This is a genomic window from Leucobacter sp. NPDC058333 (assembly GCF_042726155.1).
GTDB lineage: Bacteria > Actinomycetota > Actinomycetes > Actinomycetales > Microbacteriaceae > Leucobacter.
In genome coordinates, this window is the sequence record NZ_JBHXHV010000004.1 from 425,578 (window position 1) to 451,287 (window position 25,710).

The 25,710-nt window shown below is 65.4% G+C and carries 29 protein-coding genes and 1 tRNA gene; 21 read left to right on the forward strand and 9 right to left on the reverse strand.

The features are described 5' to 3' along the window. Window positions 1-114: 114 nt before the first annotated feature. The 3 genes from ACFWHR_RS14820 to aztA form a co-directional block, all read right to left on the reverse strand. Window positions 115-570: a DoxX family protein gene (locus ACFWHR_RS14820; protein WP_382449083.1), complete on the reverse strand. Its 456-nt coding sequence runs from the start codon at window positions 568-570 to the stop codon at window positions 115-117. Window positions 571-723: 153 nt separating this feature from the next. Next, window positions 724-1,851 carry an alanine racemase gene (gene alr / locus ACFWHR_RS14825; protein WP_382449191.1) on the reverse strand — a complete coding sequence of 376 codons (1,128 nt, stop codon included), beginning with the start codon at window positions 1,849-1,851 and terminating at the stop codon, window positions 724-726. Window positions 1,852-1,937: 86 nt separating this feature from the next. Next, window positions 1,938-2,591 carry a zinc ABC transporter ATP-binding protein AztA gene (aztA, locus tag ACFWHR_RS14830; RefSeq protein ID WP_382449084.1) on the reverse strand — a complete coding sequence of 218 codons (654 nt, stop codon included), beginning with the start codon at window positions 2,589-2,591 and terminating at the stop codon, window positions 1,938-1,940. A gap of 55 nt (window positions 2,592-2,646) precedes the next feature. Here aztA and aztB point away from each other — a divergent pair, with 55 nt between their 5' ends. Genes aztB through aztD form a run of 3 tightly spaced genes read left to right on the forward strand, consistent with a single transcriptional unit; the run spans window position 2,647 to window position 7,011 of the window. Further along, on the forward strand, window positions 2,647-4,806 hold the full coding sequence (gene aztB, locus ACFWHR_RS14835) for a zinc ABC transporter permease AztB (protein WP_382449085.1): 2,160 nt from the start codon (window positions 2,647-2,649) through the stop codon (window positions 4,804-4,806). 8 nt (window positions 4,807-4,814) lie between these two features. Further along, window positions 4,815-5,774: a zinc ABC transporter substrate-binding protein AztC gene (gene aztC / locus ACFWHR_RS14840; protein ID WP_382449086.1), complete on the forward strand. Its 960-nt coding sequence runs from the start codon at window positions 4,815-4,817 to the stop codon at window positions 5,772-5,774. A 28-nt stretch (window positions 5,775-5,802) separates the two neighbouring features. Next, on the forward strand, window positions 5,803-7,011 hold the full coding sequence (gene aztD, locus ACFWHR_RS14845) for a zinc metallochaperone AztD (protein ID WP_382449087.1): 1,209 nt from the start codon (window positions 5,803-5,805) through the stop codon (window positions 7,009-7,011). A gap of 42 nt (window positions 7,012-7,053) precedes the next feature. Here the strand turns inward: aztD and ACFWHR_RS14850 are convergent, their stop codons facing one another. After that, window positions 7,054-7,755, reverse strand: coding sequence for a MarR family winged helix-turn-helix transcriptional regulator (locus tag ACFWHR_RS14850; RefSeq protein ID WP_382449088.1), 702 nt, complete (start codon window positions 7,753-7,755; stop codon window positions 7,054-7,056). A gap of 98 nt (window positions 7,756-7,853) precedes the next feature. On the opposite strand from ACFWHR_RS14850, the gene ACFWHR_RS14855 reads away from it, so the two are divergent. From ACFWHR_RS14855 to ACFWHR_RS14920, 14 genes are all read left to right on the forward strand, one after another. Beyond that, the gene (locus ACFWHR_RS14855; protein WP_382449089.1) at window positions 7,854-8,963 is read left to right on the forward strand and encodes a polyprenyl synthetase family protein; all 1,110 of its coding nucleotides are present in this window, start codon (window positions 7,854-7,856) and stop codon (window positions 8,961-8,963) included. A gap of 38 nt (window positions 8,964-9,001) precedes the next feature. Next, window positions 9,002-9,856, forward strand: coding sequence for a phytoene/squalene synthase family protein (locus tag ACFWHR_RS14860; protein WP_382449192.1), 855 nt, complete (start codon window positions 9,002-9,004; stop codon window positions 9,854-9,856). Further along, window positions 9,853-11,475: a phytoene desaturase family protein gene (gene crtI, locus ACFWHR_RS14865; RefSeq protein ID WP_382449090.1), complete on the forward strand. Its 1,623-nt coding sequence runs from the start codon at window positions 9,853-9,855 to the stop codon at window positions 11,473-11,475. Before ACFWHR_RS14860 ends, crtI begins: the two co-directional genes overlap by 4 nt. Before the next feature lies 1 nt (window position 11,476). After that, window positions 11,477-11,827, forward strand: a complete 351-nt coding sequence (locus tag ACFWHR_RS14870; protein WP_382449091.1) for a lycopene cyclase domain-containing protein — start codon at window positions 11,477-11,479, stop codon at window positions 11,825-11,827. After that, window positions 11,824-12,153, forward strand: a complete 330-nt coding sequence (locus tag ACFWHR_RS14875; protein WP_382449092.1) for a lycopene cyclase domain-containing protein — start codon at window positions 11,824-11,826, stop codon at window positions 12,151-12,153. Before ACFWHR_RS14870 ends, ACFWHR_RS14875 begins: the two co-directional genes overlap by 4 nt. Further along, window positions 12,140-13,039, forward strand: a complete 900-nt coding sequence (locus tag ACFWHR_RS14880; RefSeq protein ID WP_382449093.1) for a prenyltransferase — start codon at window positions 12,140-12,142, stop codon at window positions 13,037-13,039. Before ACFWHR_RS14875 ends, ACFWHR_RS14880 begins: the two co-directional genes overlap by 14 nt. Window positions 13,040-13,244: 205 nt before the next feature. Beyond that, window positions 13,245-14,462, forward strand: coding sequence for a glutamate--cysteine ligase (locus tag ACFWHR_RS14885; protein ID WP_382449094.1), 1,218 nt, complete (start codon window positions 13,245-13,247; stop codon window positions 14,460-14,462). A gap of 164 nt (window positions 14,463-14,626) precedes the next feature. Next, complete coding sequence (locus ACFWHR_RS14890) at window positions 14,627-14,950, forward strand: SAV_915 family protein (protein WP_382449095.1); 324 nt, start codon at window positions 14,627-14,629, stop codon at window positions 14,948-14,950. After that, window positions 14,947-15,249: a hypothetical protein gene (locus ACFWHR_RS14895; RefSeq protein ID WP_382449096.1), complete on the forward strand. Its 303-nt coding sequence runs from the start codon at window positions 14,947-14,949 to the stop codon at window positions 15,247-15,249. Before ACFWHR_RS14890 ends, ACFWHR_RS14895 begins: the two co-directional genes overlap by 4 nt. Continuing rightward, a complete protein-coding gene (locus tag ACFWHR_RS14900; RefSeq protein WP_382449097.1) occupies window positions 15,242-16,507 on the forward strand; it encodes a hypothetical protein in 1,266 nt (421 codons plus the stop codon). The genes ACFWHR_RS14895 and ACFWHR_RS14900 overlap by 8 nt, the downstream gene beginning before the upstream one ends. A 323-nt stretch (window positions 16,508-16,830) precedes the next feature. Further along, a complete protein-coding gene (locus ACFWHR_RS14905) occupies window positions 16,831-17,352 on the forward strand; it encodes a hypothetical protein (RefSeq protein ID WP_382449098.1) in 522 nt (173 codons plus the stop codon). Window positions 17,353-17,489: 137 nt separating this feature from the next. Continuing rightward, window positions 17,490-18,197, forward strand: a complete 708-nt coding sequence (locus ACFWHR_RS14910) for a hypothetical protein (protein ID WP_382449099.1) — start codon at window positions 17,490-17,492, stop codon at window positions 18,195-18,197. Between the two features lie 66 nt (window positions 18,198-18,263). Next, window positions 18,264-19,112, forward strand: a complete 849-nt coding sequence (locus tag ACFWHR_RS14915) for a hypothetical protein (RefSeq protein WP_382449100.1) — start codon at window positions 18,264-18,266, stop codon at window positions 19,110-19,112. Window positions 19,113-19,210: 98 nt separating this feature from the next. After that, window positions 19,211-19,954 (forward strand): hypothetical protein, encoded by a 744-nt coding sequence (locus ACFWHR_RS14920; protein WP_382449101.1) that lies wholly within the window; start codon window positions 19,211-19,213, stop codon window positions 19,952-19,954. A gap of 12 nt (window positions 19,955-19,966) precedes the next feature. Here ACFWHR_RS14920 and ACFWHR_RS14925 read toward each other — a convergent pair whose 3' ends face one another. Beyond that, window positions 19,967-20,638 (reverse strand): GntR family transcriptional regulator, encoded by a 672-nt coding sequence (locus ACFWHR_RS14925; RefSeq protein WP_382449102.1) that lies wholly within the window; start codon window positions 20,636-20,638, stop codon window positions 19,967-19,969. 60 nt (window positions 20,639-20,698) lie between these two features. Between ACFWHR_RS14925 and ACFWHR_RS14930 the strand changes: the two genes are divergently transcribed. Further along, complete coding sequence (locus ACFWHR_RS14930; protein ID WP_382449103.1) at window positions 20,699-21,952, forward strand: MFS transporter; 1,254 nt, start codon at window positions 20,699-20,701, stop codon at window positions 21,950-21,952. A 102-nt stretch (window positions 21,953-22,054) separates the two neighbouring features. Further along, complete coding sequence (locus tag ACFWHR_RS14935; protein ID WP_382449104.1) at window positions 22,055-22,270, forward strand: hypothetical protein; 216 nt, start codon at window positions 22,055-22,057, stop codon at window positions 22,268-22,270. On the opposite strand, the gene ACFWHR_RS14940 is transcribed toward ACFWHR_RS14935, so the two are convergent. Continuing rightward, a complete protein-coding gene (locus ACFWHR_RS14940) occupies window positions 22,267-22,794 on the reverse strand; it encodes a DUF6328 family protein (RefSeq protein ID WP_382449105.1) in 528 nt (175 codons plus the stop codon). The two genes, ACFWHR_RS14935 and ACFWHR_RS14940, sit on opposite strands and share 4 nt — an antisense overlap. 118 nt (window positions 22,795-22,912) lie before the next feature. Here ACFWHR_RS14940 and ACFWHR_RS14945 point away from each other — a divergent pair, with 118 nt between their 5' ends. Beyond that, the gene (locus ACFWHR_RS14945) at window positions 22,913-23,386 is read left to right on the forward strand and encodes an SRPBCC family protein (protein ID WP_382449106.1); all 474 of its coding nucleotides are present in this window, start codon (window positions 22,913-22,915) and stop codon (window positions 23,384-23,386) included. Beyond that, entirely contained in the window at window positions 23,383-24,558 is a 1,176-nt protein-coding gene (locus tag ACFWHR_RS14950; protein ID WP_382449107.1) for a low temperature requirement protein A, read from the forward strand. The genes ACFWHR_RS14945 and ACFWHR_RS14950 overlap by 4 nt, the downstream gene beginning before the upstream one ends. On the opposite strand, the gene ACFWHR_RS14955 is transcribed toward ACFWHR_RS14950, so the two are convergent. From ACFWHR_RS14955 to ACFWHR_RS14965, 3 genes are all read right to left on the reverse strand, one after another. After that, window positions 24,555-25,076 (reverse strand): hypothetical protein, encoded by a 522-nt coding sequence (locus ACFWHR_RS14955; RefSeq protein ID WP_382449108.1) that lies wholly within the window; start codon window positions 25,074-25,076, stop codon window positions 24,555-24,557. The two genes, ACFWHR_RS14950 and ACFWHR_RS14955, sit on opposite strands and share 4 nt — an antisense overlap. A 148-nt stretch (window positions 25,077-25,224) precedes the next feature. Continuing rightward, window positions 25,225-25,488 (reverse strand): hypothetical protein, encoded by a 264-nt coding sequence (locus ACFWHR_RS14960; protein WP_382449109.1) that lies wholly within the window; start codon window positions 25,486-25,488, stop codon window positions 25,225-25,227. 109 nt (window positions 25,489-25,597) lie between these two features. Further along, window positions 25,598-25,688: transfer RNA gene (locus ACFWHR_RS14965), tRNA-Ser, on the reverse strand. Window positions 25,689-25,710: the final 22 nt, after the last annotated feature.

A 25,710-nucleotide genomic window follows, 5' to 3' on the forward strand; every position in this document is an offset into this window, starting at 1 on the left:
TTTAGGGGGTGTCGTGTGTGCAACACGCCCCAAAAGTTACCCCGCTCGGATACGCGCGGGCGCGGGCGCGGGCGCGGATGCGGATGCGGATGCGGATGCGGCCGGGCTCGGGCGCTACGCCAGCCAGGCGAGGGCGCGGCCTCGCAGCAGCGGGCGGTCGAGCGAGAGCGATCCGGCGCCGGTGAGCGCGAGGCCGAGCGCCGCGGCGCCCAACAGGGCGACGAACTCGTAGCCGCCCTCACCGACCCAGAATCCGGCCGATACGTGGACGAGGAAGAGCGCGACGATCATGTCGATCGCGAGCAGAATCGCGACGGGCCGCGTAAATAGCCCCAGGATCAACAGCAAACCACCGGCGAACTCGATCACCGCGACGAGCGGCGCCGTGATCTCGGGAAGCGGGGCGCCCATGCTGCTAAACGATTCGACGGTGCCGGCGATCGTGTACTCGAAGAGCTTCTGCGCGCCGTGCATGGCGAACACGGCGCCGAGCACGACGCGTACGACAAGCAGACCCCACGAGGTCGATGCTGAGGATGCGGTGGAACGGGGCGCGGGTGTGCGGGGCATGATGACTGGTGTCTCGCTTTCGGTGCTTCTACTTTGGCGGGCCAATTCGGCCCTGTTTTACGGTAGAAGACCGCGGCGATGCGAATCTGGGGAGTTCTAAATTTTGCGGTTCGCGGGTGTTCGTTTCTGGTATTTCGCGCGCGGACCCCGCGGTTAGCTCACGGAGTCGTGTCGCACGTAGCTTCGCGGCACGCGCGCGCCGATACTGGTCAGGATCTCCCACGGGATCGTGCCGGCCGCCGCCGCCCACTCGCGCGCGTTCGGGCGCCACCCCTCGGCGGGCCCGAACAGGATGACCTCGTCGCCGTCGGTGACTCCTGCCCCGTCGGGGCCGAGATCCACGACGAACTGGTCCATGCACACGTTGCCCACGCTCGGGAAACGACGATCGCCGATTGCGACGTCGAACTTGCCCGACATGATGCGGGGCACCCCGTCGGCGTATCCGAGCGGCACCAGGCCGAGCGTGGTGTCGCGCTCGGCGATCCAAGTGTGTCCGTAGGAGACGCCGTCACCGGTGCTCACCCGACGTGTTCGCGTGAGCGGCGCCTTCAGCGTCATTGCCGGTGTCAGCGCGGCATCGGGGGTGTCGAGCGGCGTGTACCCGTACATGGCGAGGCCCGTGCGCAATGCATCGAGGTGCAGGTCGGGCCGCGTGAGCGCCGTGCCCGAGTTTCCGAGGTGCAGCTGCTCGATTGCGATGCCCTGACGATCGAACTCCGCGCGCGCCGCCAGTAGTCGCCGCAGCTGCGCGTCATTCTGCGGGTGATCGGGCACGTCGGCGTGCGACAGGTGGCTGAAGAGTCCGTGCACGTGCACCGCTCCCTCGGCGACCAGCGCGCCCAGGTCACGCAGCACCTCGGGCAGCTCGGCATCGGTCACGCCGTTTCTGCTGAGCCCCGTGTCGACCTTCACGTCAATCTCAACGGGTCTGCCAGCCTCGCGCGCCGCCGCCGCAATCGCCGCGAGCTGCTGCGGAGAGTTCACCCCGAGCCGCACCCCCTGGGCAATTGCCTCGGCGTATCGGCTCGTCGACAACCAGCTCAGGATCGGAGCTGTCACTCCGCCCGCGCGAAGCGCCAGCGCCTCGGGAATGGTCGCCACACCGAGTGAGCCTGCGCCAGCGGCGACCGCGGCGTGCGCAACCTCGACCGCGCCGTGTCCGTAGCCGTCGGCTTTAACGACTGCCATGAGTTCGGCACCCTGCGAGAATTCGAGCAGCACGCGAATGTTTGCGGCGATGGCGTCGAGGTTGACCTCGGCTACAGCTTCGGTGATCATCACCTGCCCGACACCTCTTTTCTCGGTTCGGCCACTGCAAGCGCGACCGAGCGTGCCCACCAGTCTAGGCGGCACCGGTCGAGCGGCTACGCCACCCGCACCCCACCGTCGAGCCGCACGACGCGATCGGCCGCCAGAATCGCCACCTCGTCGTGGGTCACACAGGCCACGGCGGCGCCGCGCTCGGCCTCCTCGGTGAGCAGCGTTTGCGTGCGTTCTCGGCTATCGAAGTCGAGCCCAGACGCGGGTTCGTCGAGCAAGAAGACAGACGCGCGGCGCGCAATCCCCTGTGCGAGCAAGGCCCGCTGCCGTTGCCCGCCCGACAGCGCGGAGAACGGGCGCTCCGCGAGCTCGGCGAGCGCCACGCGATCAAGCGCCCGGATCACGCGGTTTCGGCGATCCTCACGACTCAGCCGCGCGCGAGACCCACGCGCTCCGCGCTGATCCTCACCCGGTTTCCCCCACGTTCCCATCGCCACGACCTCGCGCACGGTGATCGGAAGCTCGTCAGGTGCGGCCGTGCGCTGCACCACGAGTGCGACACTGCCGACACGATCCACGTGTCCGCTCGACGGCTCCCGCACCCCCGCCATCACCTCGAGCAGCGTTGACTTCCCCGCTCCGTTGGCCCCGGCGATCACCGTCACACTGCCCGCTGCGAGCTCAAGGTCGATGCCGTTCAGCACCGGCACGCCGTCGTAACTGACGTGAATGTTCGCAATGCGAAGGGGGAATGACATGCCCACACAATACTTCATGTTGATAGTGATTATCAGATAACAATAAGATGAATGCGTGCTGCACATTTTCTTCGAACCCTTCACCACCGACTTTGTGCTGCGCGCACTCGCAGGCGGAGCCCTTGTTGCTCTGGTCTGCGGGGTCGTCGGCACCTGGGTCGTCATTCGCGGGATGGCGTTTCTCGGCGAGGCGCTGGGCCACGGGATGCTGCCCGGCGTCGCGGTCGCGACGGTCGTCGGCCTTCCCACCACTCTCGGCGCGGCGGCGAGCGCAGTGGCCATGAGCGCGCTGATCGGATGGCTGCAGCGGCGAGGTCGGCTCTCTTATGACACGAGCATCGGGCTGCTGTTCGTCGCGATGCTCTCACTCGGGGTCATCATCGTGTCGCACTCGCGCAGCTTTGCCACCGACGCAACGGCAATACTGTTCGGCGACATCCTGGCGGTGACGACCGTTGATGTCTGGCTGCTCGCCGGAGCAGCGCTGCTGACGATCGCGGTGGCCCTCACCTGCCATCGCAGATTCGTGGCGGCTGCATTTGATCCTCGCATTTCAGCGACGCTCGGGTTGCGCCCGCAACTGGCGCAGCTCGCGCTCGTCGGATTAGTGACGCTCGCGGTCGTCAGTTCATACCAGGCCGTCGGATCGCTGCTCGTTGTGGGTCTGCTGATCGCCCCCGCGGTCGCGGCCGCGCCGTGGACTCGCAGAGTCCCGGCGCGCATGGCGCTTGCCTCAGCCTGTGGCGGGCTCTCAGTATTCGTTGGGCTGCTCGTCTCCTGGCACGCTGGCACGGCGGCGGGCGCGTCGATCGCGGCGAGCGCCATCGTAATCGCTGCCGGATCGGCGGCCGTGCGTCGGCTTTCCCGCCGTGTGGGCGGCAGCCGCGCAGGCGGCCACGCAGGCGACCGCGCAAACGGCACACGCAGGCGCAGCGCGCGCACCGCGCGCATCGCACGCGTCAGCGGGATCAGCGGTGTTGCCGCCGTCAGCCTGCTGCTCGCGAGCTGTAGCGCTCCGGAGGCTTCCGGCCCGACCACGGCAGACTCAGTGGCAGACGCTAGCGCCGACGGCAACTCCGACGGAGGAGCGCACGGCAAGGTCTCCGGCGCAGCCGAGGTGTCCGAGCCGCCGTTACACCTGGTGTCGATCGACGCCGACGGATCCGCGTCCCTGCTCAATCTGCTCGACGGCACCGAGACCCGACTCGACGACGTTCGCGCCCCGCGCGCGGTGACGAGCGACGGCAGGTACGCGTTCGTCGCGGACGACGCGGGCGTTGACATCATCGACAGCGGCGCATGGACCTGGGATCACGTCGACCACTTCCACTATTACCAGGCCGCCCCGGGTGCGCCAGGCACGGTTTCGGGCGACGGCGTCGCGACGGTCGCAACGGGGATGCTCGCCACGGCGGGCGGCACCGGCCTCTTCTTTCCCGAATCAGGCGAGGCCGTACTGCTCGACAACGCCGCGCTGTCGCAGGGAGAAATCAAGGAGACACTGCGGATTGATGTGGTTCCACACGACGGACTCATCGCTCCCCTCGGCGACGGGGCGCTCGTGTCGGAGGCGCAGGCGGGCGGCGTCGTCGAACGGCTGCGCGCAATCGATGACACCGGCACCGAGGTCGACTCCATCGCCTGCGCAGAAGCCTCCGGCACGATCACGACACGGCTCGCGCTCGTGGTCGGCTGCGCCGACGGCGCGGTGCTCGCGACCGCGGCCGACGGCGAAGTCTCCCTCACGCTGGTGCCGTATCCGGCAGGCGCGGCTCCCGCCGCAACCGAGTTCTCGGCCCGCAAGGGCCGCCCGACCGTCGCGGGCCTCGGGGAGGGCAGCGGCGTCTGGCTGCTCGATACTCGCGCACGATCGTGGAGCTGGATCACCACCGCCGAACCTCCGCTCGCCGCAAGCGCCGTCGACGACGAGACCCAGCACGTCGTCACGCTCTCCCCCGACGGTTCGGTGCGCGTGCTCGACGCGGACGGCGCCGAGCTTGGCACGACGGAGTCCCTCGTGACAGTGCCACACGGAGCTGAACCGCATGGCACCGATCCGGCGGAGGTGTCACTCACCGTCGATGCGCAGCGCGCGTATGTGAACAATCCGGGCACGGGGACGGTCTACGAGATCGACTACGCAGACACGGCCCGCGTCGCGCGCACGATTGAGACCGGCGTGCCGTCCGACTTTCTCGTCGAGACCGGAAGGTAGGCCGCATCATGCAGATACGAGACGTTCGGCGCACAGCTTCGCGCACCGGCACTGCACTCGCAGTCGCCGCGGCGCTCGCCATGACGACCGCGCTTGCTGGCTGCTCTGTGGGCACGTCGACGACTGGCGACTCAGGCCGACCGCGGATCGTGGTCACCACGAACATTCTCGGCGATGTCGTCGACAACGTGCTCGGCGATCAGGCGGACGTGACGACGCTCATGCGCCCGAACGCTGACCCGCACTCGTTCGAGATCTCGGCGAAAGAGGCCGCACTGCTGGGCGAGGCCGATCTCGTCGTCTCGAGCGGGCTCGGGCTCGAGGAGGGTCTCCAGCAGCACCTCGACCGGGCGGCCGACGCCGGCGCCCCCGTGCTCGTCGCTGGCGACGAGGTCACCGCTTTGCCGTACACGAGCGGGGAGGCCGAGGGCGCCCCCGATCCGCATTTTTGGACGGACCCACGCACCATGCTTGACGTCGTCGACGCCATCGAGCGAGAGGCGACGAGCATCGACGATATCGACGCGCAGCAGCTCGCGGACGACGCTGATGCCTACCGTGACGAACTGCGTGAGCTCGATGCGGACATGGCCGGTGCGTTCGGCGCGATCCCGAAATCGCATCGCGCGCTCGTCACCAACCATCACGTCTTTGGCTATCTGGCCGACCGCTTCGACTTTCGTATTATCGGCGCCGCGGTTCCGAGCGGCACCACGCTCGCGGCCCCGAGCGCCGCAGACCTGCGAGAGCTGAGCGACGCAATCACCGAGGCGGGCGTGACCACCATCTTTGCGGAGTCCTCGCAGCCAGATCGTCTCGTGCAGGTGCTGGCGAGCGAGGCAGAGATCGACGTGCGCGTCGAGGAGCTCTTCACGGAATCACTTTCGGCCCCCGGCGGAGAAGCCGACACATACCTTGCCCTGATGCGCGCGAACACCGAGCGCATCACCAACGGGCTGACGCAGTAACACCCACGAAAGAAAGCAGGACATCACCATGACCCGACGACACCTCCGATACGGCGCCCCGGTCGCGCTACTCGGGATCGCGCTGCTCGCGGCGGGCTGCTCCACGGGCGACGCGGGCGGCACCTCCGCCGCGGCAGACGAGACGTCCGCGGAGACCGCTGGCGCGAAGCGCGCGGCCATTTCATATGCCGGCGGAGTCGCCGTCGTCGACGCTGACACCCTCAAAGTCGTTGACGAGTTCGAGAGCGAAGCGTTCACCCGCGTCAACGCGGCGGGCGACGGGCGACACGTGTTCGTATCGACGTCGAAGGGCTTCCAGCTGCTCGACACCGAGGAGCCGGCACTCACCGATCTCGTCGTATCCGCGTCCGCGGCGGGGCACGTCGTGCGCCACGACGGCAAGACCGTGCTCTTCGACGACGGCGCGGCCGAGACGACGATCTTTGACGCGCACGACCTCGCGCACGCTGACGGCAAGCTCCCTGAGGCGGTTACCTACACGGGCGAGAACGCGCATCACGGAGTCTCGATCCAACTCGCGGACGGCACGCTGCTGACCACTGTCGGTGACGAAAACACCCGCAGCGGCGCTGTCGCACTCGAGCCGCATGGCGACCACTGGCACGAACTCACGTCGAGTGACGAGTGCCCCGGCATCCACGGGGAGGGCACGGCAGCGGACGAGGTCGTGGTGTTCGGATGCGAAAATGGCACGCTCATCTTTAAGGGCGGGGAGTTTATGAAGCTCGAAGCGCCTGACAAGTTCGGCCGGATGGGCAGCGCCTTCGTCTCTGAGACCAGCCCGATCGCGGTCGGCGACTACAAGACCGATCCCGATGCCGAGGGGTACCTGCTCAACGCGGTGACGCTCATCGACACCGCGGCCGAGAAGGTGCAGGTGATTGATCTGCCCGACACGGTGCGCTTCACGTTCCGTGACGTCACACGCGGCCCGGACGACCTCGCCTACATCCTGTCAACCGATGGCTCGATCCATGTGCTCGACCCGGAAACCGGCAAACTCGTGAACGAGTTCCCCGTCATCGACCCCTGGGAGGGCCCGACCGAGTGGCAGGACGCCCACCCCGCGATCGTCGGCGACGGTGATACCGCGTACGTCACCGAACCCGCGGCGAAGGCCGTGCACGCGGTTGACTTGCGCACCGGAAAGGTGACCGCAACCGTCGAACTCGACGAGGCACCGGTCGAGTTCGCGCTCGCGCTCGGTGAGCACTGACCCCTACCCGTCATCCAGACCAGCACGCCGAGGGGCGTCGCATCACTCCGATGCGGCGCCCCTCGGCGCGTGATCGCCAGGATCGGCGGCCGTTGATACACCCGCTGCGCCCGACGCGCCAGAAGCGCCCGACGACGCCCGCGCCGTCTGCTCCGCCGCCTCAGCCCACGCGATCCCGCTGACATCGATCTCGGTGGTCATATCGCGCAGAAAACGCTCGACAACCGCGCGCTCGGACGGCGTCAGTCGGGCCGCCGCATTGAATCGGTTCGCCTGCTGCTGACCGACCGTTCGCTTCGCCACCTCATGCGTTTCAGGGGTGATTCGAATCACGAGTGCGCGACGATCCTCGGGGTGTCGCTCGCGCGAAATGTGGCCGCCGCGCTCGAGCCGATCCAGCAGCTTTGTCGTCGACGCGCTCGAGATACCGAGGTGAGAAGCGATCGCACCGGGGGTTGGAAGCACCTCCGTATTGCCAGCGACAATCAGAAAATGCAGGGCGCGCATATCGATGCTGCCGAGTCGCATGTATTTACGTGACGCCGCCGACAGGCGATCCTCGGCCTCCCGAAGCGATCGCAGCGCCTCCATCAGCCGGGCGATCTGCTGGACATCTTCTGGCTCGAGACCAGACCGGTCGACGAGCTCCGAACTCGGGTCCGAGTGATCGACGCGAAACATCGCAGTTGTCGCGACCGGGCGCTCCGACACGTGCGTCGGCTCGACCCGCTTGTTTTTCGTCACGCTGAAATATTATCCTGAAGTAGATCACTTGCTAGGCAAGTAATCAAGATTTCTACACGAGTGGGGGACGCTTGGAAATTCAGCGGGAGGATCGGGCCGTGGGTCCCGCCCTCGACGTGCCGAGTGGGTCGACCGCCGTGGCGTCAACGATTGATGCCGTATTTACCGCACGGGTGCGTTCGGCCGAGGCGTATCACCCCGTGTTCGGGCAGCTCTGGAAGCTGTGCGGCGAGCGCATCTCTGGCGGCAAGGGCATCCGACCGCGCCTGATGCTCGACATGTTCGGTGCGCTCCGCCCCGATGCTCGCGCGGATACTCGCGCGGTTGCTGAACAGGGCCCCGTGCCGGCCGCGGTCGTCGACATCGCAGCCGCCATTGAGCTGCTGCACGCGTCATTCCTGCTGCACGACGACGTCTTCGACGGAGACCTGACCCGGCGCGGCAGCCCAAACCTGATCGGATTGCTCGCCACCCACCCCGGCGACACCGAAACGACCGCGGCGCAGCGCCTGCACTGGGCGCGCAGCTGCGGCATTCTGATGGGTGATCTGCTCCTCGCCGAGGTGCACCAGATCTTCGCGCGGGTCGACGTGGAGCCAGCAGCTCGCACGGCACTGCTCGATCTGCTCGCGCACGCCATCACCGAATCGGTCGTCGGCGAACAGCTCGATATCGGTCTCGAAGACGGCACCGTCGTCGCCGACACGGCAACGGTCCTCGAGATGTGCCGCCTCAAGACGGCGACGTACACATTCGAGTTACCGCTGCGCGCAGCCGCCATTCTCGCGGGGGCCGACTCCGCCGCGGCCGACGCGGCGCTGGCCGCGGCCGGGGCACACCTCGGTCTCGCCTTCCAACTGCAGGACGACCTACTCTCAACCTTCGGCGACCCGGCCGAACACGGCAAGGACGCCTTCTCTGATCTGCGCGAGGGCAAAGAAACGGCGGTGATTGCTGCCGCACGTATGACCAGCGCCTGGCCCGAGATTGAGCCGGCGTTCGGCGACTGCGAACTGACGGTCACCGAGGGCGAGCGCGTGCAGCGGCTACTCCGCGAATGCGGAGCGGAGTCGTTCGTGCACGGCCTCATCGACGACCAGATGCGCGCGCTGCACGAGACGCTCGCCGACCCGGCGTCGGAGCTTCCCGATGCCGCGCGGCAGACGCTGGTGTCGCTCGCCGCTCGACTCGACGGGCGTCGCTCGTGAGGGCCCGTTCGCCGCTCGACCGCTACTCCCGGTCGGCGATGCGCGCATCGGCCGTTGTGATTCGCAGCTATTCGACGTCGTTCGGTGCGGCCACCCGCTTGCTCGGCGCCCGGCATCGCGGCCACGTGCGCAACATCTATGCGCTCGTGCGCGTGGCCGATGAGCTCGTCGACGGCGTGACCGACGGTGCCGGTCTCAGCCGAGGGGAACAGGCCGATGCCCTCGATCGGCTCGAAGCCGAGGTGATGCGAGCCGTCGGCTCGGGATACTCGAGCGATCTCATCGTGCACGCCTTCGCGCAGACCGCACGCGCTGCGGGCATCGCTGCAGCGCTCATCACGCCGTTCTTTGCATCGATGCGGGCGGATTTGCCGGCAACTGACGACGGCGCACCCGCCGTGCGCGGATTCACCGCCGAGCAGCACGGCGCGTATGTGTACGGATCCGCAGAGGTCATCGGGCTGATGTGCCTGCACGTGTTCACGCGCGACCGGTCACTCGATGCGCTCGAACGACACCGACTCGAGCGAGGCGCTCGCAGCCTGGGGGCTGCCTTCCAGAACATCAACTTCTTGCGTGATCTCGCCGACGATACGGACCGCCTCGGCCGCAATTACCTCGGCACGCGCGACCGGCTCACCGACGCCGATCGCGTTGAGTGGGTGCGGCGTATCGAGGCCGAACTCGCCGACGCCCGCGCTGTGCTGCCGCTGCTGCCGAAAGACGCTCGCGCTGCCGTGCGGTGCGCGTTGAATCTCTTCGCGTGCCTGAGCAACCGCATCGCCCGCACATCGATCGACGAGCTCTACGCCCGCCGAGTGCGCGTGCCTGACTGGCAGAAATCGCAGATCATTGCGCGATCCATCGCCCGCACCGCGGTGGAGACCCGATGACCGGGAATGCGCCCCGCACCGTGGTGATCGGCGGCGGCATCGCCGGTCTCGCAACTGCGGCGCTACTGGCGCGCGAGGGCCACTCGGTCACCCTGATTGAGCGCGGCGACCGCGTTGGCGGCCGGGCTGGCACGCTCACGCGCGACGGCTTCCGCTTCGACACCGGGCCGTCGTGGTACCTGATGCCCGACGTGTTCGATCATTTCTTCGAGATGCTCGGCACCTCGACGCGGGAGCAACTCGACCTGCGACTGCTCGACCCTGGCTACCGCGTGTACAGCGAGCCGGGTGCCGACGGGAAAGCGGAGGATCGGGATCTCCCGGAACCGGTCACCATTCCCGTGGGTCGAGAGGCCGCGCGCGCGACGTTTGAGCGTCTGGAACCCGGCAGCGGGTCGGCGTTCGACGCCTACCTAGATTCGGCGACAGAAACGACGGCTATGGCCGAGCGCTATTTTCTGTACAACCCCTTCACACGGTGGCGCTCGCTCGGCGCTGGCCCCGTGCTCGGATCGCTGCCGCGGCTCGCCCGCCTACTCGGCACCTCGCTGCGGTCGTTCGTGGCGGCGCGCTTCGCGCATCCCGTGCTGCGGCAGGTGCTCGGGTACCCGGCAGTGTTTCTCGGCACGAATCCGAAAGACGCCCCCGCGATGTATCACCTGATGAGCGCGCTCGACCTTGACGAGGGTGTGCGCTACCCGATGGGCGGATTCTTCCATCTGGTCGAGCGTCTCGCGGCGCTCGCTCGGGAGGCCGGTGTCGAGATCGTGCTCGGCGCCGACGTTACGGAGATCGAGATCGGGGCCGCGGAGCCCGGTGGCAAGCCCGCCGCGCGCGCTGTTCGGTGGCGCGATTCACACGGCACAGACGGCGGCGAGCGCCGCATTCCCGCTGACGTCGTCGTGTCGACCGCCGATCTGCACCACACCGAGACGCAGTTGCTGCCGGAGGCGGCCCACAGCTACCCCGAACACTGGTGGTCGAAGCAGATCAGCGGCCCCGGTGCCGTACTTGTACTGCTCGGGGTGCGCGGCGAACTGCCGGAGCTGCCCCACCACACGCTGTTCTTCACGCGCGATTGGGATCGCAATTTCGGCGACATCTTTGACGAGCCGCGACGCATCCCGGACCCGGCGTCGCTCTACGTGTGCAAGCCGAGCGACACGGACCCCGGGGTGGCTCCGGCCGGTCACGAAAACCTCTTCGTACTCGTACCAGTGCCCGCCGACCCCACGATCGGAAGGGGCGGATCCGAGGGCTCGGGCGACGAGGCAGTCGAGCGCACGGCTGACGCTGCGATCGATCAGATCAGCGCATGGGCGAACATTCCAGACCTGCGGGAGCGCATCGTGGTGCGCGAGACCATTGGCCCCCGCGACTTCGAGGCCGACTACCACTCGTGGAGCGGCGGCATGCTGGGGCCAGCGCACGTACTGCGACAGAGCGCGATGTTTCGAGCGCAAAATCGCTCGAAGAGGGTCGACAATCTCTTCTATGCGGGGGCAACAACGGCACCTGGCGTCGGCATTCCGATGTGTCTCATCAGCGCGGAACTCGTGCTCAAGCACATTCGCGGGGATCACTCCGCGGGACCCCTGCCTGCCCCGGAACAGCGCTGACATGGGCGCGATCTACCTCTCGAGCCTGCTCGTCGCGAGCGCCTGCATGCTGCTCATCGACGCTCGCTTCCACCTCTTTTTCTGGCGGGACTGGCGGGCGGCAGCGATAGTGATGGTCACCGGCGTGGCCTTTCTGCTCGCGTGGGATCTCGTCGGCATCGTCAGCGGCGTGTTTCGCATGGGGGCAAGCGACGGCATGACCGGCGTGTTGATCGCGCACGAACTGCCCGTCGAGGAGCCGGTTTTTCTGGCGTTCCTGGTGCTGTGCACCATGGTGATCTTCACTGGCGCCGTGCGCCTGGTCGAATGGCGATCGAGCCGCTCCTCTCACGTCGAGGGGCCGGACCAGTGACCTACCTCCTCATCAGCCTCCCGTTTCTCGGGTTCGCGCTGATTGCGGCGCTCGCACTCACCCCGTGGCGTAATCGGCGGGTCGCGCGGCGCCAGTGGGCCGGCACCGGTGTGGCGGTCATCGCGCTCGCGATCCTGACCACCGTGTTCGACTCGCTCATGATCGCCGCCGACCTGTTCACCTACGGCCATGGCCACACCCTCGGCCCGACGGTGGGCCTCGTGCCCGTGGAAGACTTCAGTTACCCGATTGCCGTCGCGCTTCTCGCACCGGCGCTCTGGACTCGCCTCACCTTCAGAAAGGATCGCCCCGATGCACACGCGTGAGCGCTCCGGCTGGAACGCCCAACTGCTGCGGCAGGCGTTCGTCGCGTCGCGGCCCGTGAGCTGGATCAACACGGCCTACCCGTTCGCCGCTGCGATGCTGCTGACGACGCGCGAGGTCGATTGGCTGCTGATCGTCGGCACGTTCTACTACCTGATTCCCTACAACCTCGCGATGTACGGCATCAACGATGTCTTTGACTACGCCTCCGACATCAACAATCCGCGCAAGGGCGGCATTGAAGGCGCGCTGCTCACGCCGCGGTACCACCGACCGATGCTGTGGCTTGCGGTGCTCACGAACGTGCCGTTTCTTGTCGTTTTGGCGATCGCGGGCGGCCCCGGCTCGTGGCTCGCGATCGGCATCAGTACGGCCGCGGTCGTCGCGTACTCGGCGCCCGTGCTCCGGTTCAAGGAGCGGCCGTTCCTTGACTCTGCCACGTCGAGCACCCACTTCGTCAGCCCAGCGATCGTCGGCCTCACGGCGGCAGGCGCGCAGTTCACCCCCGAGCTATGGCTGATCCTGATTGCGTTCTTCTGCTGGGGAATGGCGGCGCACGCGTTTGGTGCGGTGCAAGATGTGATTCCGGATCGCGAGGCAAGTATTGGATCCATCGCGACCGTGCTCGGTGCCGCTTCGACCGTGCGCCTCGCCCTCGCGCTGTGGACGGTTGCCGGCGTGCTCATGCTGTTCACGACGTTTCCAGGACCACTCGCCGCGATCGTCGCGGTACCGTACATTGCGAACTGCGCGCCCTATGCCCGCGTCTCCGATGCAGATTCGGGGCGCACGAACCGCGCCTGGCGGCGCTTCATCTGGCTGAACTACGCGGCTGGGACCGTGGTCACGTTTATCGTCATCGCGTGGTGGTTGCGCACGACGCTATAGGGCGCCAGCACGACTTCGTCAAGGGTGTGTTGAGGCGGGTTGAGCGCCCGTACTCTGATGAAGCGGACCTTCCCAATGGGAGCGTCCCGGGGGAACGAAGACAGCGAGCGCCAGTGAGGCGAACGCTCACGTTTCCGCAGTCGGTCACGATGCGGAAGACGCGCCGAAAGGCGTGCCTGCTGCTGCGTACCAGAAAGTACTTGGCATGCACACTCCGTCAGATATTCCGCCCGCTGATTCATCACGCGTCACGCCCACGGGCGAAACTCTCCGCACCGTCGGCATCGAAGAAGAACTGCTGATCGTGGACCCGCGCACGGGCAGGCCGGCACCCGCGATCGAATTGGTACTCGCTGCGGCGGTTTCAGATGATGTCGCGGCGCTTGTGCCGGGCGCGGAATGCCTCACCCACCTTGAGCGTGAGGCGAAGCGGGAGCAGATTGAAGTTATCTCGACCCCGCACGCCACACTCGATGACCTCGCTCGCAGCGTGATTGCCGGGCGCGCGCTCGCCGATGCTGCCGCGCAGCAGCTGGGGCTGCGCGCCGTCGCGATGGGCACGAGTGCGACGGCTGGGCCTGCGCAGGTCACCGTTTCGAGCCGCTACTCCGAGATGGAGCAGCGGTTCCAGGGGCTGATGCGCGAGCAACTGACGTGCGGTCTGCACGTGCACGTGAGTGTCGCCGACGCAGCCGAGGGAATTGGCGTGCTCGATCGCATTCGCCCGTGGCTTCCGCTCGTGCTCGCGCTCAGCACCAACTCCCCGATGTGGAACGGCGAAGACAGCGGCTACGCGAGCCAGCGCTACCAGGTGTGGAGCAGGTGGCCGACGGCCGGGCCCTACGATCCCTTTGGCACGCCCGAGAACTACCAGCTCACCGTTGACTCCCTGCTCGCTACCGGCGTGCTCGTCGACAGCGGCATGATCTACTTCGACGCGCGGCTCAGCGAGAGGTTTCCGACGGTCGAGATTCGCGTCGCAGACGTTCCGCTTGAGGCGTCGCACTCGATCGCGCTCGCGGGCATCATCCGCGCACTCGTCACCACCGCAGCGCTCGAGTGGCGCGCGGGCTTCTCGCCCGATTCGTTGCCGACCTCGGTGCTCCGCCTCGCCATGTGGTCGGCGAGCCGGCACGGTGTCGCCGGGCCATTGCTCAACCCGATCCTCGGGCGGCCCAGCGATCCGCAGGTCGCCATTGATGCGCTGCGCGCGCACATCGGCCCGGCGCTCGCCGCTTCGGGCGACCTCAACCGGGTCTCCCGAATGATCGACGAAGTCTTCGCGCACGGTACGGGCGCCGAGCGACAGCGTCGGTCGCTGCGCACGCGGCGGAGCTTGCGCAGCGTCGTCGAGGAGGCCATTGAGCACACGCACAAGCGGATCGGCCCGGCGACGTCGGTGTTGGACCCGCTCTCGATGTAGGTTTCGGAGTTTTTGGCCGAGCTTCGCCCGCATGGAGATATAGCAGAATCTGTGTGTAAAAATAGCAATGCACTGAAATAGGCAAGGCAACTCCTGCTAACGTGACTTCACAGTCACTCTAGTTAGAAACCCCAATAATGCCTGCTCCCCCACCCTCGCGCGGTTTGTTCGACTCTTTTCACGAGTCTCGTCGCGCTGTCGTCGGAGACGAAGTCGAAGCCGTCGTGCCGCCGGTGCTGTATCTCCCAGTGCGCGAGCTGCCAGACGGCGGCCTCGCCGCGGAGGTGCACGAGACCACCGACCGCAGACGCGCGATCTTCGTGTTTACCGCGCTCGATCGGCTGCTCGAGGCGTGCGGCAGAGATCAACCGTGGAAACTCATCGAGACCACAGCGCTCGACGTGATCCAACAGACCCAGCCGTTCGACATCGTGGCCTTTGATCCCGAGGTGCCACGGGCGTTGCGCGCTGGAGGGCGGATCGCGTGAGCGGCGGCCACATCGAAATCGATCTGCCCGGCATCACGGAGCAGCTCAATACGTTCTCGTACGTTGTTGGCGACTTAGGTGGAGCGTTGAGCGGATTTCCGACAGCGGCGGACGCTGGCTCTGCATCCGGTGAACTCGCGACGATCGTGGCGGCGCTCAAGTCCAAGGCCGATCGCGTTGTATTCGCCGAGGAGGGGCTCAGCGATCTCGTGCTCGAAGTTGCGAACGATCTGCTCGCGGGCGATGATGACGCCGCTGACGTGTTCGACGATTTGAAGGACGTGTTGCCCGATGACTGAGCCGATCGACCCCGCCGCGTTTGCGACGAGCGGACCCATCGACCTCAAGATCGTAGGAGACGTTTCGGCGCTTTACGACCTTTCGCGCAGCATTTCGACCGTTCACGACAGGCTCGATGATGTGGCGAATCGGATACGAGTGACTCCCGAGAACATGACGTTCTTCTGGAAAGGAGCATCCTTCGATTCGTTCACGTACGCCGCGAGCCAGCACGCAGATGCGATCAGTATCGTCGCGAGCTTCGCCAAAGACGCCTCTTCCATCGTCGATGCCTACGGCGGCCTGCTCGAGCGGGGCCGCAATCTGCTTTCTGGCTACGCGGATACGGCAACAGCAGCAAACCTGACCGTTACGGACGCCCGGTACATTCAGCCCCCGACAGCCCCAGCGAGCGAGGCCGGCGACACCGACGCCAAAGCTGCAGACGCGAAGTCGAAGCATGAACATCAGGTCAAACTCTTCCAGGAGATCCGAGACCTCGTGGCGATGTGGCGCGCGGACCTGGAGAGCTGGATCAACGAGTACTTCGGTCCCCTTCTCGGGCGGGTCTCAGAACTCGACGCAGTAGACGACCTGATCAAGAACCTCCGCGATGCGGGGCTCGCGAGCTATGACGCCCTCGCCGCCGAATCGGATAAGCGAATCAGCGAGGGGCTGTCTGAGTTTCTCGATCAGCAGCAGAAACACGAAGCACGCTGGCAAGAGCACCAGAAGGATGGACGCTCAAGGGTCCCCGCCCGCATTGCGCGCGGAGAAAAGTACGACGAGCACGCGCACAGAGCGGCGCGAGATAGCATCGACGCAGAGATCAAGAAACTCGGTGTCAAAGATTTCCTCGTTACGGGCGGCAAAACTGCCGGCCTGCTCGGCGGAATCGCCGCTGGCGCGTACGACATCTACAGCGGAGAATCACCCTCCAAGGTGGCAGCGGGCGCCGTAGGCGGGGCGGCGGGTGGTGCGGCGGGAGCGTGGGCGGGCGGCAAGTTGGGTGCCAGCGCAGGAGCAGCCGTCGGCACGTTCCTTGTTCCTGGGGCGGGAACCGTTGCAGGAGCTATTGGTGGTGCCGTTGTGGGCGTTGGATTGGGCGCTATTGGAGGGTATTGGGGCGCCGAAGGTAGCCAGACAGGTTGGGAGAGTTGGGTATCACTGCGCTCACGACAGGCAATAGACGAGGGGTTGTTGGGAAAATATCAGATCTCGGCAAAACTGGATCCCCACCGACGCAACTTCCCCGAGATATACGGCACAATTCGATGACGCGGGTACTCACTCGAGTGGTCGCAGTCAATCTCAGCGCGCAAACGCAACAGCGTGTGGGGGAAAGAGTTCGCCCGACCGCCTTAACGGCTACCAGAATGCTCGCTGTGGGTGGCGGGGTTTTTGGGTTTATGCTGCTTGCGATCACAGGGATGGTCATTCTCCCTCTTCCGTCTTACATTTTCGGTTTTCTGAGTTCCACTGTCATTTTTTGCTTGTGGGGACTGGCTACCTTGGCATGCGGCACTGCATTAGGGGCCAAGGGACATGAAGTCAGGTATCGATTGGATCCTGGCGTCACGTGGATATCCCAGAACCCATTGTTGAGCGTGTCGGCAACAATGGGTCTTGCGCTTATCGTTACGTCGATTGGGGCATACAGCCTGTGCATCGCGATTGCTGGCGTCCTCGAGAACGACGGCAATGTCTGGGGCGCGGCGCCCCGCTCGGCATGGATACTCGGAGCGGCTTTTGGCGGCATGAGTTTCTATGCCTGGCGAGTACTGTACCGAACGACCAGGGCGAATTTCGGCCTTCGGCTCACTCCGGATCGCGTAGGGGTTTGCCGCATATACACCGATGAATTTGTGTACTGGGAGCAGCTTAAACGCGTAGCGGTGGAGGTCGTGAATACGGGCACGGAGCGTTCGAAGCGCGTCGTACCGTGCGTGCGCATCGAGACACGCAATGGCCAAGTCATACACGTCGAGGCAGCTGAACTTGGCTCTGACCCCAACGTCGTAGCCGCACTCATGCAGTTCTACCTCGAGCGACCCCAAGATCGTGAGCTGCTCGCTGACCCCGAGAAAGCGATTCGTCGCTTTAGTGACGCGCAGAGTCAATGAGCACTCCAACTCGCATTTTTCGCGTACTTCCCAGCCCGCAACAGAACAGTCCGGGCGGCGACCGAATTGCAGCCACGTCTTTTTCGACGAGACGTCGTCTCATCGGGGGAGGCGGATCAGCGCTCCTCATCCTTGCCATGGCCGCTGCACTCACATTCGACTCGCTGCCCCCGTATATGACCGGGTACATGTGGTTTGGTTTTTTTCTGTCGCTGTGGGTGATGACCGCCTTCTGCGTCAGCCTCTCGTTCGACACTAAAGAGGACCAGATCAGAGTCCGCACGAAATCTGCGTGTACTTGGGTTTCGCAAGAACCGCTTGTTCACCCACTCATCTTGATTGGGTTCTCGCTCATATTCACTTCGTTCGGCGCCTACAGCGCGTGGTTTGTGACTACCGGTCTAGTTCAAAACGATGGAAATCCGTGGGGATCAGCTCCACGATTGGCATGGCTGATGAGCCTGTTCTTTCTAGGGTCGAGCGTGTACGCATGGCGCCAAGTAGCCCGCTATGTCCGAGCCAATCCCGGGATCCGACTCGCCCCCGAGCGAATCGGAATAATGCACAAGCACGAAGACGTTTATCTGCCATGGTCTGAGGTCGTCCGCGTGACAGCTGAAGCGGTGGCCAAACCCGCAGGACGAAAGAAAACCGAGCTAGTACCCTCCGTGCGGATCGAAACCGACCAAGGTCGCGTCTACTACGTCGAGGCATTTGAGCTCGGCTCTGACCCAAACGCCGTGGCCGCGCTCGTGCGGTTTTATCTCGGGCGACCCCAAGATCGTGAACTGCTCACGAACCTGGAAGAGGCGATCCGCCATTTCAGCGACGCGCAGATCTCATAGTCAAGAGTGTCCTAGATGGACCATTCCGCACATAGGCGTTTGCTCGCAGGCTGAAAAGCCGCGTCAATGAGTGCACCGCTCACTCGAGTAGCCAATGTGGATTTGAGTCAGCAAACCTTGGCTCGCATGGGAGAAGAGGTCCAACCCTCTGTATTCACCTTCTCCCGTCGACTCCTCGGGGGCGGAGGAGCGATCGCATTGATTTTCCTCACTTGCATGGCGCTCGCTCATTTGTCGCCTTCGCCGTACCTCTTTGGGTTCTTCTGCATAAGCATTACGTTCTGGGTGCTGGGGCTTGTCTCACTGGGATTTGGAGTATTTTTTGATTCGACGAGTGGCACCGTGCGGTATCGCGCGTCGTCGGTGGTCACCTGGATCTCTCAAACGCCGTATCTCAACCCACTAATGACACTGGGGATCGCCATAATCTCCACGTTGATCGGGGCCTACAGTGTGGGTTTCGTGAGCGTAGCCACATTAAAGAATGGAGGCGTCATTTGGGGCGCCGCTCCCTGGTCAAGCTGGTTGCTCGGTTCCGTTTTCTTCGGAGCTAGCTTCTTCATCTGGCGAGACGCGCTTCGCGCATGCCGCTCGAATGCTGGAGTTCAGCTAGCACCTGACCGGGTGGGACTGAACTTGGAGCACAGAGATCTGTTCTTGGAGTGGAATCGCATTACGAAGGTCACTACTCAGACCGTCAACAGAGGCACCGAAAACAGGAGGCGACTGGTGTCCTGTGTGCAAATAGACGCAGACGATGGCCGCGTCTTCTACGTCGATATTGTTCAACTTGGCTCTGATCCGAACGTAGTGGCGGCACTCATGCAGTTTTATCTCGAACGGCCGCAGGATCGCGAGCTGCTCGCTGACCCCGAGAAAGCGATTCGTCGCTTTAGTGATGCTCAGAGTCAATGAGCGCTTCAACTCGCGTTTTTCGGGTTCGTCTGACTCCTCAATCGCGAGGACTAGTTGAAAACCAGGTTGCCGCGTCAGCTTTCCCGCTGAGAAGCCGCGTGATCGGAATCGGTGGTTCTGTCGTCATCCTCATGGCGACGGCGCTTGGGTTGATTCTCGACTCAACACCGCCATACATGACTGGAATCTTGAGTATCAATTTGCTCTTTTGGTTCTGGGGTCTGGTCGGCTACTGCGTCAGCCTCGCCTTCGATCCGAAGGAAAAACTGATCAGATATCGAGTGGATCGAGGTGTCACTTGGGTATCGCATCCACCATTTCTCCGTCCGTTCAATTCAATCGGGATGACTTTGGTTACTACCGCGTTCGGTGTCTACAGCGCTTGGATTGTAATTGAGGGTCTCCTGCAAAACGGCGGAGGCCCTTTGGGTGCAGCTCCACGCCTCGCTTGGATGATGGGCGCCTTCTTTCTCGCCTTCAGCGCGTACGCATGGCGCCAGGTAGCCCGCTACCTACGAGCCAATCCCGGGATCCGACTCGCCCCCGAGCGAATCGGAATAATGCACAAGCACGAAGACGTTTATCTGCCGTGGTCTGAGGTCGTCCGCGTGACAGCTGAAGCGGTGGCCAAACCCGCAGGACGGAAGAAAACCGAGCTAGTGCCCTCCGTGCGGATCGAAACCGACCACGGTCGCGTCTACTACGTCGAGGCAGCTGAACTTGGCTCTGACCCCAACGTCGTAGCCGCTCTCATGCAGTTCTATCTCGAGCGGCCGCAAGATCGTGAACTGCTCACGAACCCGGAAGATGCAATCCGACGGTTCGAGGACGCGCAGCAGTAGCGAGCTCGCTCCCTAACTCTCCACGATCGCGAAACCGCGGCCGCGCAGCCTCGCTCGCTCCTCAACCAGGAAGCCCACGAGTTGCTCCCGCGTCGCCCGCGTATGCGCTGCGACGAGTGCGCTCGCCCGGTCTGCGTCGCGCACGAGCAGCGCGGCGATCAGTTCCCGATGGTCGTCGCGCACCCGAGCGCGCGATTCAGCAGTGCGCACCACCAGCCAGCGAGGTCGAGCCAGCCGAGTAAGCGTATCAGCGACGGCGTCGCGCAGAAACGAGTTGCCGCTGAGCGCCGCGAGCGACAGGTGAAAGTCGCTGCCCTGGCGGAGGCCCGTCGGCTGATCATCGTGCTCGGACCGCGCCTCGACGGCGGCCGCGAGTGCGCGGATGTCAGCTTCTGCCGCGCGCTCGACCACGCGCTGCACCACCCCGATCTCAACGATCTCGCGATACTCCATGACGGCTCGCACCTCGGTCAGGTCGATCGGCGCCACGCGCCATCCACGCCCCTCGCGCCCGGTGAGCCCCTCGGTTTCGAGCCGCATGAGTGCCGCCCGAATCGGAGTGCGCGAGGCACCGAGTGCCTCTTCAAGCCCGCGCTCAGACAGCCGCTCCCCCGGCATCACATCAAACTCAAGGATTGACCGACGCAGCGTGCCGTACGCCCCACCCTCGGTCGAACCTTCCATCCGGAAAGTATGACATGCCGCCGTGGTATACCATTTTGGTGTACCGAAGATAGGAGCCCCATGACGCAATCGCCGCATCGCGAACCCGTGCCGTCGCGCGCTTGGGTGGTGCTCACGCTCGGGCTCCTCGCCCAGGCCGCTGGCACGATGCTCGTCAGCGCGCCGATCTATCTGATTCCGATGCTGCATCTCGACCGGGGAGTACCGCTCGCCGCCGCTGGCACGCTCGCGTCAGCCCCCACCCTCGGCATGGTGCTGACGCTCGTGCTGTGGGGTGCGGCGGCCGACCGCTTCGGCGAACGCTGGGTGATTGCGGGCGGGCTCGCGCTCACCGCTGTCGCCGCGGCCGGAGCTGCGTGGGCCGCCGCCGCGACCGCGGATCTCGTACCTCTCGGCATCGCGCTGTTCTTCGGCGGCGCCGCGGCTGCCAGCACCAACGCTGCGAGTGGGCGGGTCGTCGTCGGCTGGTTCCCGCGGCATCGCCGCGGACTCGCCATGGGCGTGCGCCAAATGTCGCAACCGCTCGGCGTCGCAGCGGCCGCCGTGGCGGTACCACCCCTCGCGGCTGAGATCCACACGGACGGAGTATTCGTGGTGATTGGCGCCATCCTCGCCGCAATCACCCTCGCGTGCGCCTTCGGGATCCGCAACCCTCCGCGCCCGGTCGCGCCGCCCGCGGTGCTCGCGCCCACGAGCACAACCAAGACCACAGCCAGGACGACAACCAACCCCTATCGCGCGGACAGCTTCCTCGCCCGCATCCACGCTGTTTCGATCCTGCTCGTCCTCCCTCAGTTCGCGCTCGCCACCTTTGGCATGCTCTGGCTCATCACGGGACTCGGCTGGAACGCGACGGCGGCCGGCCTACTGATGGGCATCGCGCAGTTCGTCGGCGCCCTCGGGCGCATCGTGATCGGCGGCGTGAGCGACCGCGTCGGAGAGCGGGTGCGGGTGCTGCGCTGGGTGGCGATCGCCGGCGTCGCGGTCATGCTGCTGCTCGCGCTCGTCGGGGCGGCGCACGAGATCATTCCCGCTGGCCTCGTCGTCGGCGGCATCGTGCTCGTCATTGCGACGGTGGTGAGTGTCGCTGACAACGGCCTCGCTTACACCTCCGTCGCGGAGGCCGCGGGCAGTGCCTGGGCCGGGCGTGCGCTCGGCGTGCAGAACACCGGCCAGTTCATTGCCGCCTCCGCGGTCGGGCCGGGACTCGGCGCTGCGATCTCGCTGCTCGGCTATCCTCTCGTCTTCGGGCTCGTGGCGCTCGCGCCGCTGATCGCGCTCCCATTGATCCCGAAGCGAGATCAGCACGGGTGACCGGATCGCGGTCTCGACCGCTACCAGCCGAGATCATCCCCGACAACCCCGCTGCGTTCACCCTGCACCCCGCGTAGCGTCGCTCGCAGGAGGTCACACATCATGACAACAGAGCACGAAGACGCCCCCGGCGCCGTGGAAGACGCGGGATCGGGATCCGGATCGCAGCCCGAATCCGAGTTCGACGGCGACGCTGAACTCGACACCGACGAGGGTGCCGACGCCTTCGAAACCACGCAGGAGGCCGAGGGCAACGCCCGCGACGAGGGCGGCGAGCGCGACGACCTCGACCACATCACGGTCGACACTCCCGATTAAGGGCTCACGACCCCGGCCGCGTCGTCGCCCGGGCCGCGCGGATCCGGCGTGCCGTCGCGGCGAAACACCAGTCGAGGCAACACGCTCCAGAGCCCAACGACGACCGCACCCCCGGCGACGAGCGCGATAACGCCCGCGGTACGTCCGATCGCGAAGTCGAAGACCAGCCCGGTCACGCCCGCCGCGAGCAGGGCAAGCACCACCAGATCGGCGGCGAGTAGGCGGCCGCCCAGCCTCACAATGTCGGGCTTGCGTCCCCGACCAAAGAAGGTGCGGTGCAGTGTGACCGGGGCGAGGCCAAGAACGGCAGCGATGCCCGCCAGCCCAACCAGCACGAGGTACAGCACGAGCTGAAACTCATCGAGCTCGCGAAACCGAGGTTGAAATGCAACCGCGAGCAAGAACCCGCCGAGGATCTGCGTACCGGTCTGCGCGACGCGCAGCTCTTGCAAGATCTCGTTCCAGTTGCGATCCGCGCGCTCGTTCGTCGTCTCGGCACGGCCGTCGCCGTTCAGATCGGTCATACGCCGACTGTACGGGTCATCACCACGGGGTCGCCAGACCTTGACCCGTTTCAGCGCACGGAACTCGCAAAGTAGCATGAGTTCCCTAGCTGTCCGATGACGTTGAGAAGAGACGCCTGTGCCGACGATTGAAGCCCGTGCCACGGTCGACGTGGAGCCCGCGATCGCGTTTGCGATCTCGCAGACCCACGGCGAACTGCGGCTCCGCTGGGATCCGTTCATTCGGGCGGAGCGCCTCCTCGACGGGAAACTTGAGCAGGCCGCCGGGGTGCGCACCTGGACTCGACACCGCTGGGGCATCGCGATGACCAGTGAGTGCGTCTCGTTCAAGCGACCGTCGAACACGGGGATGCGTATGACGCGCGGGCCGTGGTTTCTCGAACGTTTCGCAGGCGGGTGGCAATTCAGGCCCGTCGAGGGTGGCGGCACGCAGGTCATCTGGCGTTATAACTTCGCCTGCCGCCCGCACTGGCTCGCGCCGATCATGGAGCGGATCGGCACGATCGTGCTGCAGCGCGAGATCCGCGCTCGAGTGCGCGGATTTGCTGCCGGGTGCACCGATCCCGTGCTGATTGCCGCGGTGACTCGGTGAACTGGAATCGCATCGGCCTGGTGCGGATGTCGGGGCGGGATCCGCAGGAGCGACACCGCGTCGCGAGCCCGCTCGAACTGTTCTTCGACCTTGTTTTCGTGATCGCCGTTTCGCAGGCATCACAGAGCCTGCACCACGGCATCGTCGAGGGGCACGGTGCCGAATCCACACTCTCGTACGTCATGATCTTTTTCGCGATCTGGTGGGCGTGGATGAACTTCACCTGGTTCGCCTCGGCGTTCGACACCGACGACTGGCTCTACCGTGTCACCACCATCGTGCAAATGGGCGGCGTACTCGTGCTGGCCGCCGGCGTGCACGACGCGATGGTTGGTGGCGACTGGGCGACAATCACATGGGGTTACGTGATCATGCGCCTCGCGATGGTCGGCCAGTGGCTGCGGCTGGCGCTCTCCGACCCCGAACAGCGGGCGGTCGCCGTTCGCTACGCAATCGGGATCAGCGTGGTGCAAGCGATCTGGGTGGCGCGACTCGCGTTACCGCCGGAAGCGCAATTCTGGACATTCTGGCCGTCAATGGTGCTCGAAGTGCTCGTGCCGGTATGGGCGGAGCGCGCGCGAAACACCCCCTGGCACCCCCACCACGTCGCCGAGCGCTACAGCCTGTTCGTGCTGATCTTGCTCGGCGAAAGCCTGCTCGCGTCGGCAAACGCGATCATCGACGCGTTGAACTCGGGCACAGAAATTGATGGCATCGTCGGGCTCGCGGGCGCGGGCCTCGTGCTCGCCGCGGGAGTCTGGTGGCTGTACTTCTCGAACGAGTACGGCGATTCACTCACGAGCGCGCGCACCGGATTCGCCTTTGGGTATGCCCACTACGCCCTGTTCGCGGCTGTCGGTGCAATCTCGGCGGGCATCGAGGTCGAGCTAGATCTACTGGCGAACACCGCCGAGCACCTCAATGCGTCGGTCGCGTCGCTGTCGCTCGGCGTGCCAGTGGCGCTGTTCATGATGGTCGTCTGGGCAATCCTGCTGCGCAGACACCTGAGTATCGGAGAGTCGGTGCTGTACCTGGCCACCGCCGCGGGAGTGCTCATCTGCAGCACGCTGCCGGTCGCTACAGTGCCCGGTTCAGCGGTCTGCGTCGTGATCGCGGTGGTCGTCATCGAGCGGCAGCGGGCGCGGGAGCTGGTGGGGCGAGACGCTGCCTAGAGCGAGTGGGCGAGCAGTTCGAGCCCGATGACAGCGAGCCCGAGCGCCGCTTCTGCGAGGAGAAACACCCACTTCCACAACCGGCTGAGTTTGAGTCGGCGCACTGCGGCCCGCGCAATGACGACCAGGGCCACGATGAGCGCCACCGTGCTCGCCGTGAGCGACGTCGAGAGCGTCCAAACACCGAGCGCGCCGAGCGCCAGGAAGACGACCGGCACGGCGACCGCGCCGGCGGCACCGAACGTCACGCGGGCCATCACGGTGAGCTCAACGCGCGTGGGCAACGTCTCGTGGGCGAGCACGTGCGACACAAGATCCGCGACGAACACGGCGAGCAGGGTGCCCGCGACCGTGATCACGACCGTCAAGAGGGCCGAGGTGGCGTCCGTCTCGGCTGCGTGCCCGCGCAGAGTGAGTACGACCGCGAGCGCTGCGAATGTGACGTAAATTCGCTCTTTGAGCCGGTCAGCGGTGATCGCCGGATCCTCCGCGGGGTCGCGTTCGCGCATGCGTGCCATTTACCCGATTGTACGTGGGCGTGCTCGTGCGCTGGCGCACGGGCCAGCGCATCGCCGAGCCCCTTCCTGCGCGCCGACCCCCTTGTCCGATTGCGCCAAAGCGCGAGGGGCTCGGCGAGAAGCAAGGGGCTCGGCACCGCACAGCGGGTCAGTACCCCCGCACCGAGACCTGGAACTTCCAGTCAATGACGCCGCGGTCGGTCATGATGAAGCACTGGCTCGCGCGGGTCCACGAGGAGTTCATCGTCACGCGTTTCGCGTCGCACGCCGCCTTCGTCGTGAAGTTTGTCGGGTACAGGTACGTGTAGCCGCCCGCCGCTTGCGCGGGTGCCGCGACTGCGACGACGCCCCCTGCGACGAGGGCGATCGCGGCTCCAACACCGGCCAGGGTCTTCCGAGGCTTCATAGACATGTGCTCCAGCTCCTTTGCTCAACTTCCGTGGACGGCCAGTGTACGCACAAAAAACCCCCGAACTCCATCGATTTCTCGACGACGTTCGGGGGTTCATGTGTTGCTCGACTGGCGGAGACGGGGGGATTTGAACCCCCGGTCGAGTTAACCCCGACCCTTCATTAGCAGTGAAGTCCATTCGGCCGCTCTGGCACGTCTCCATACGCGAACAACGTCGTCCAG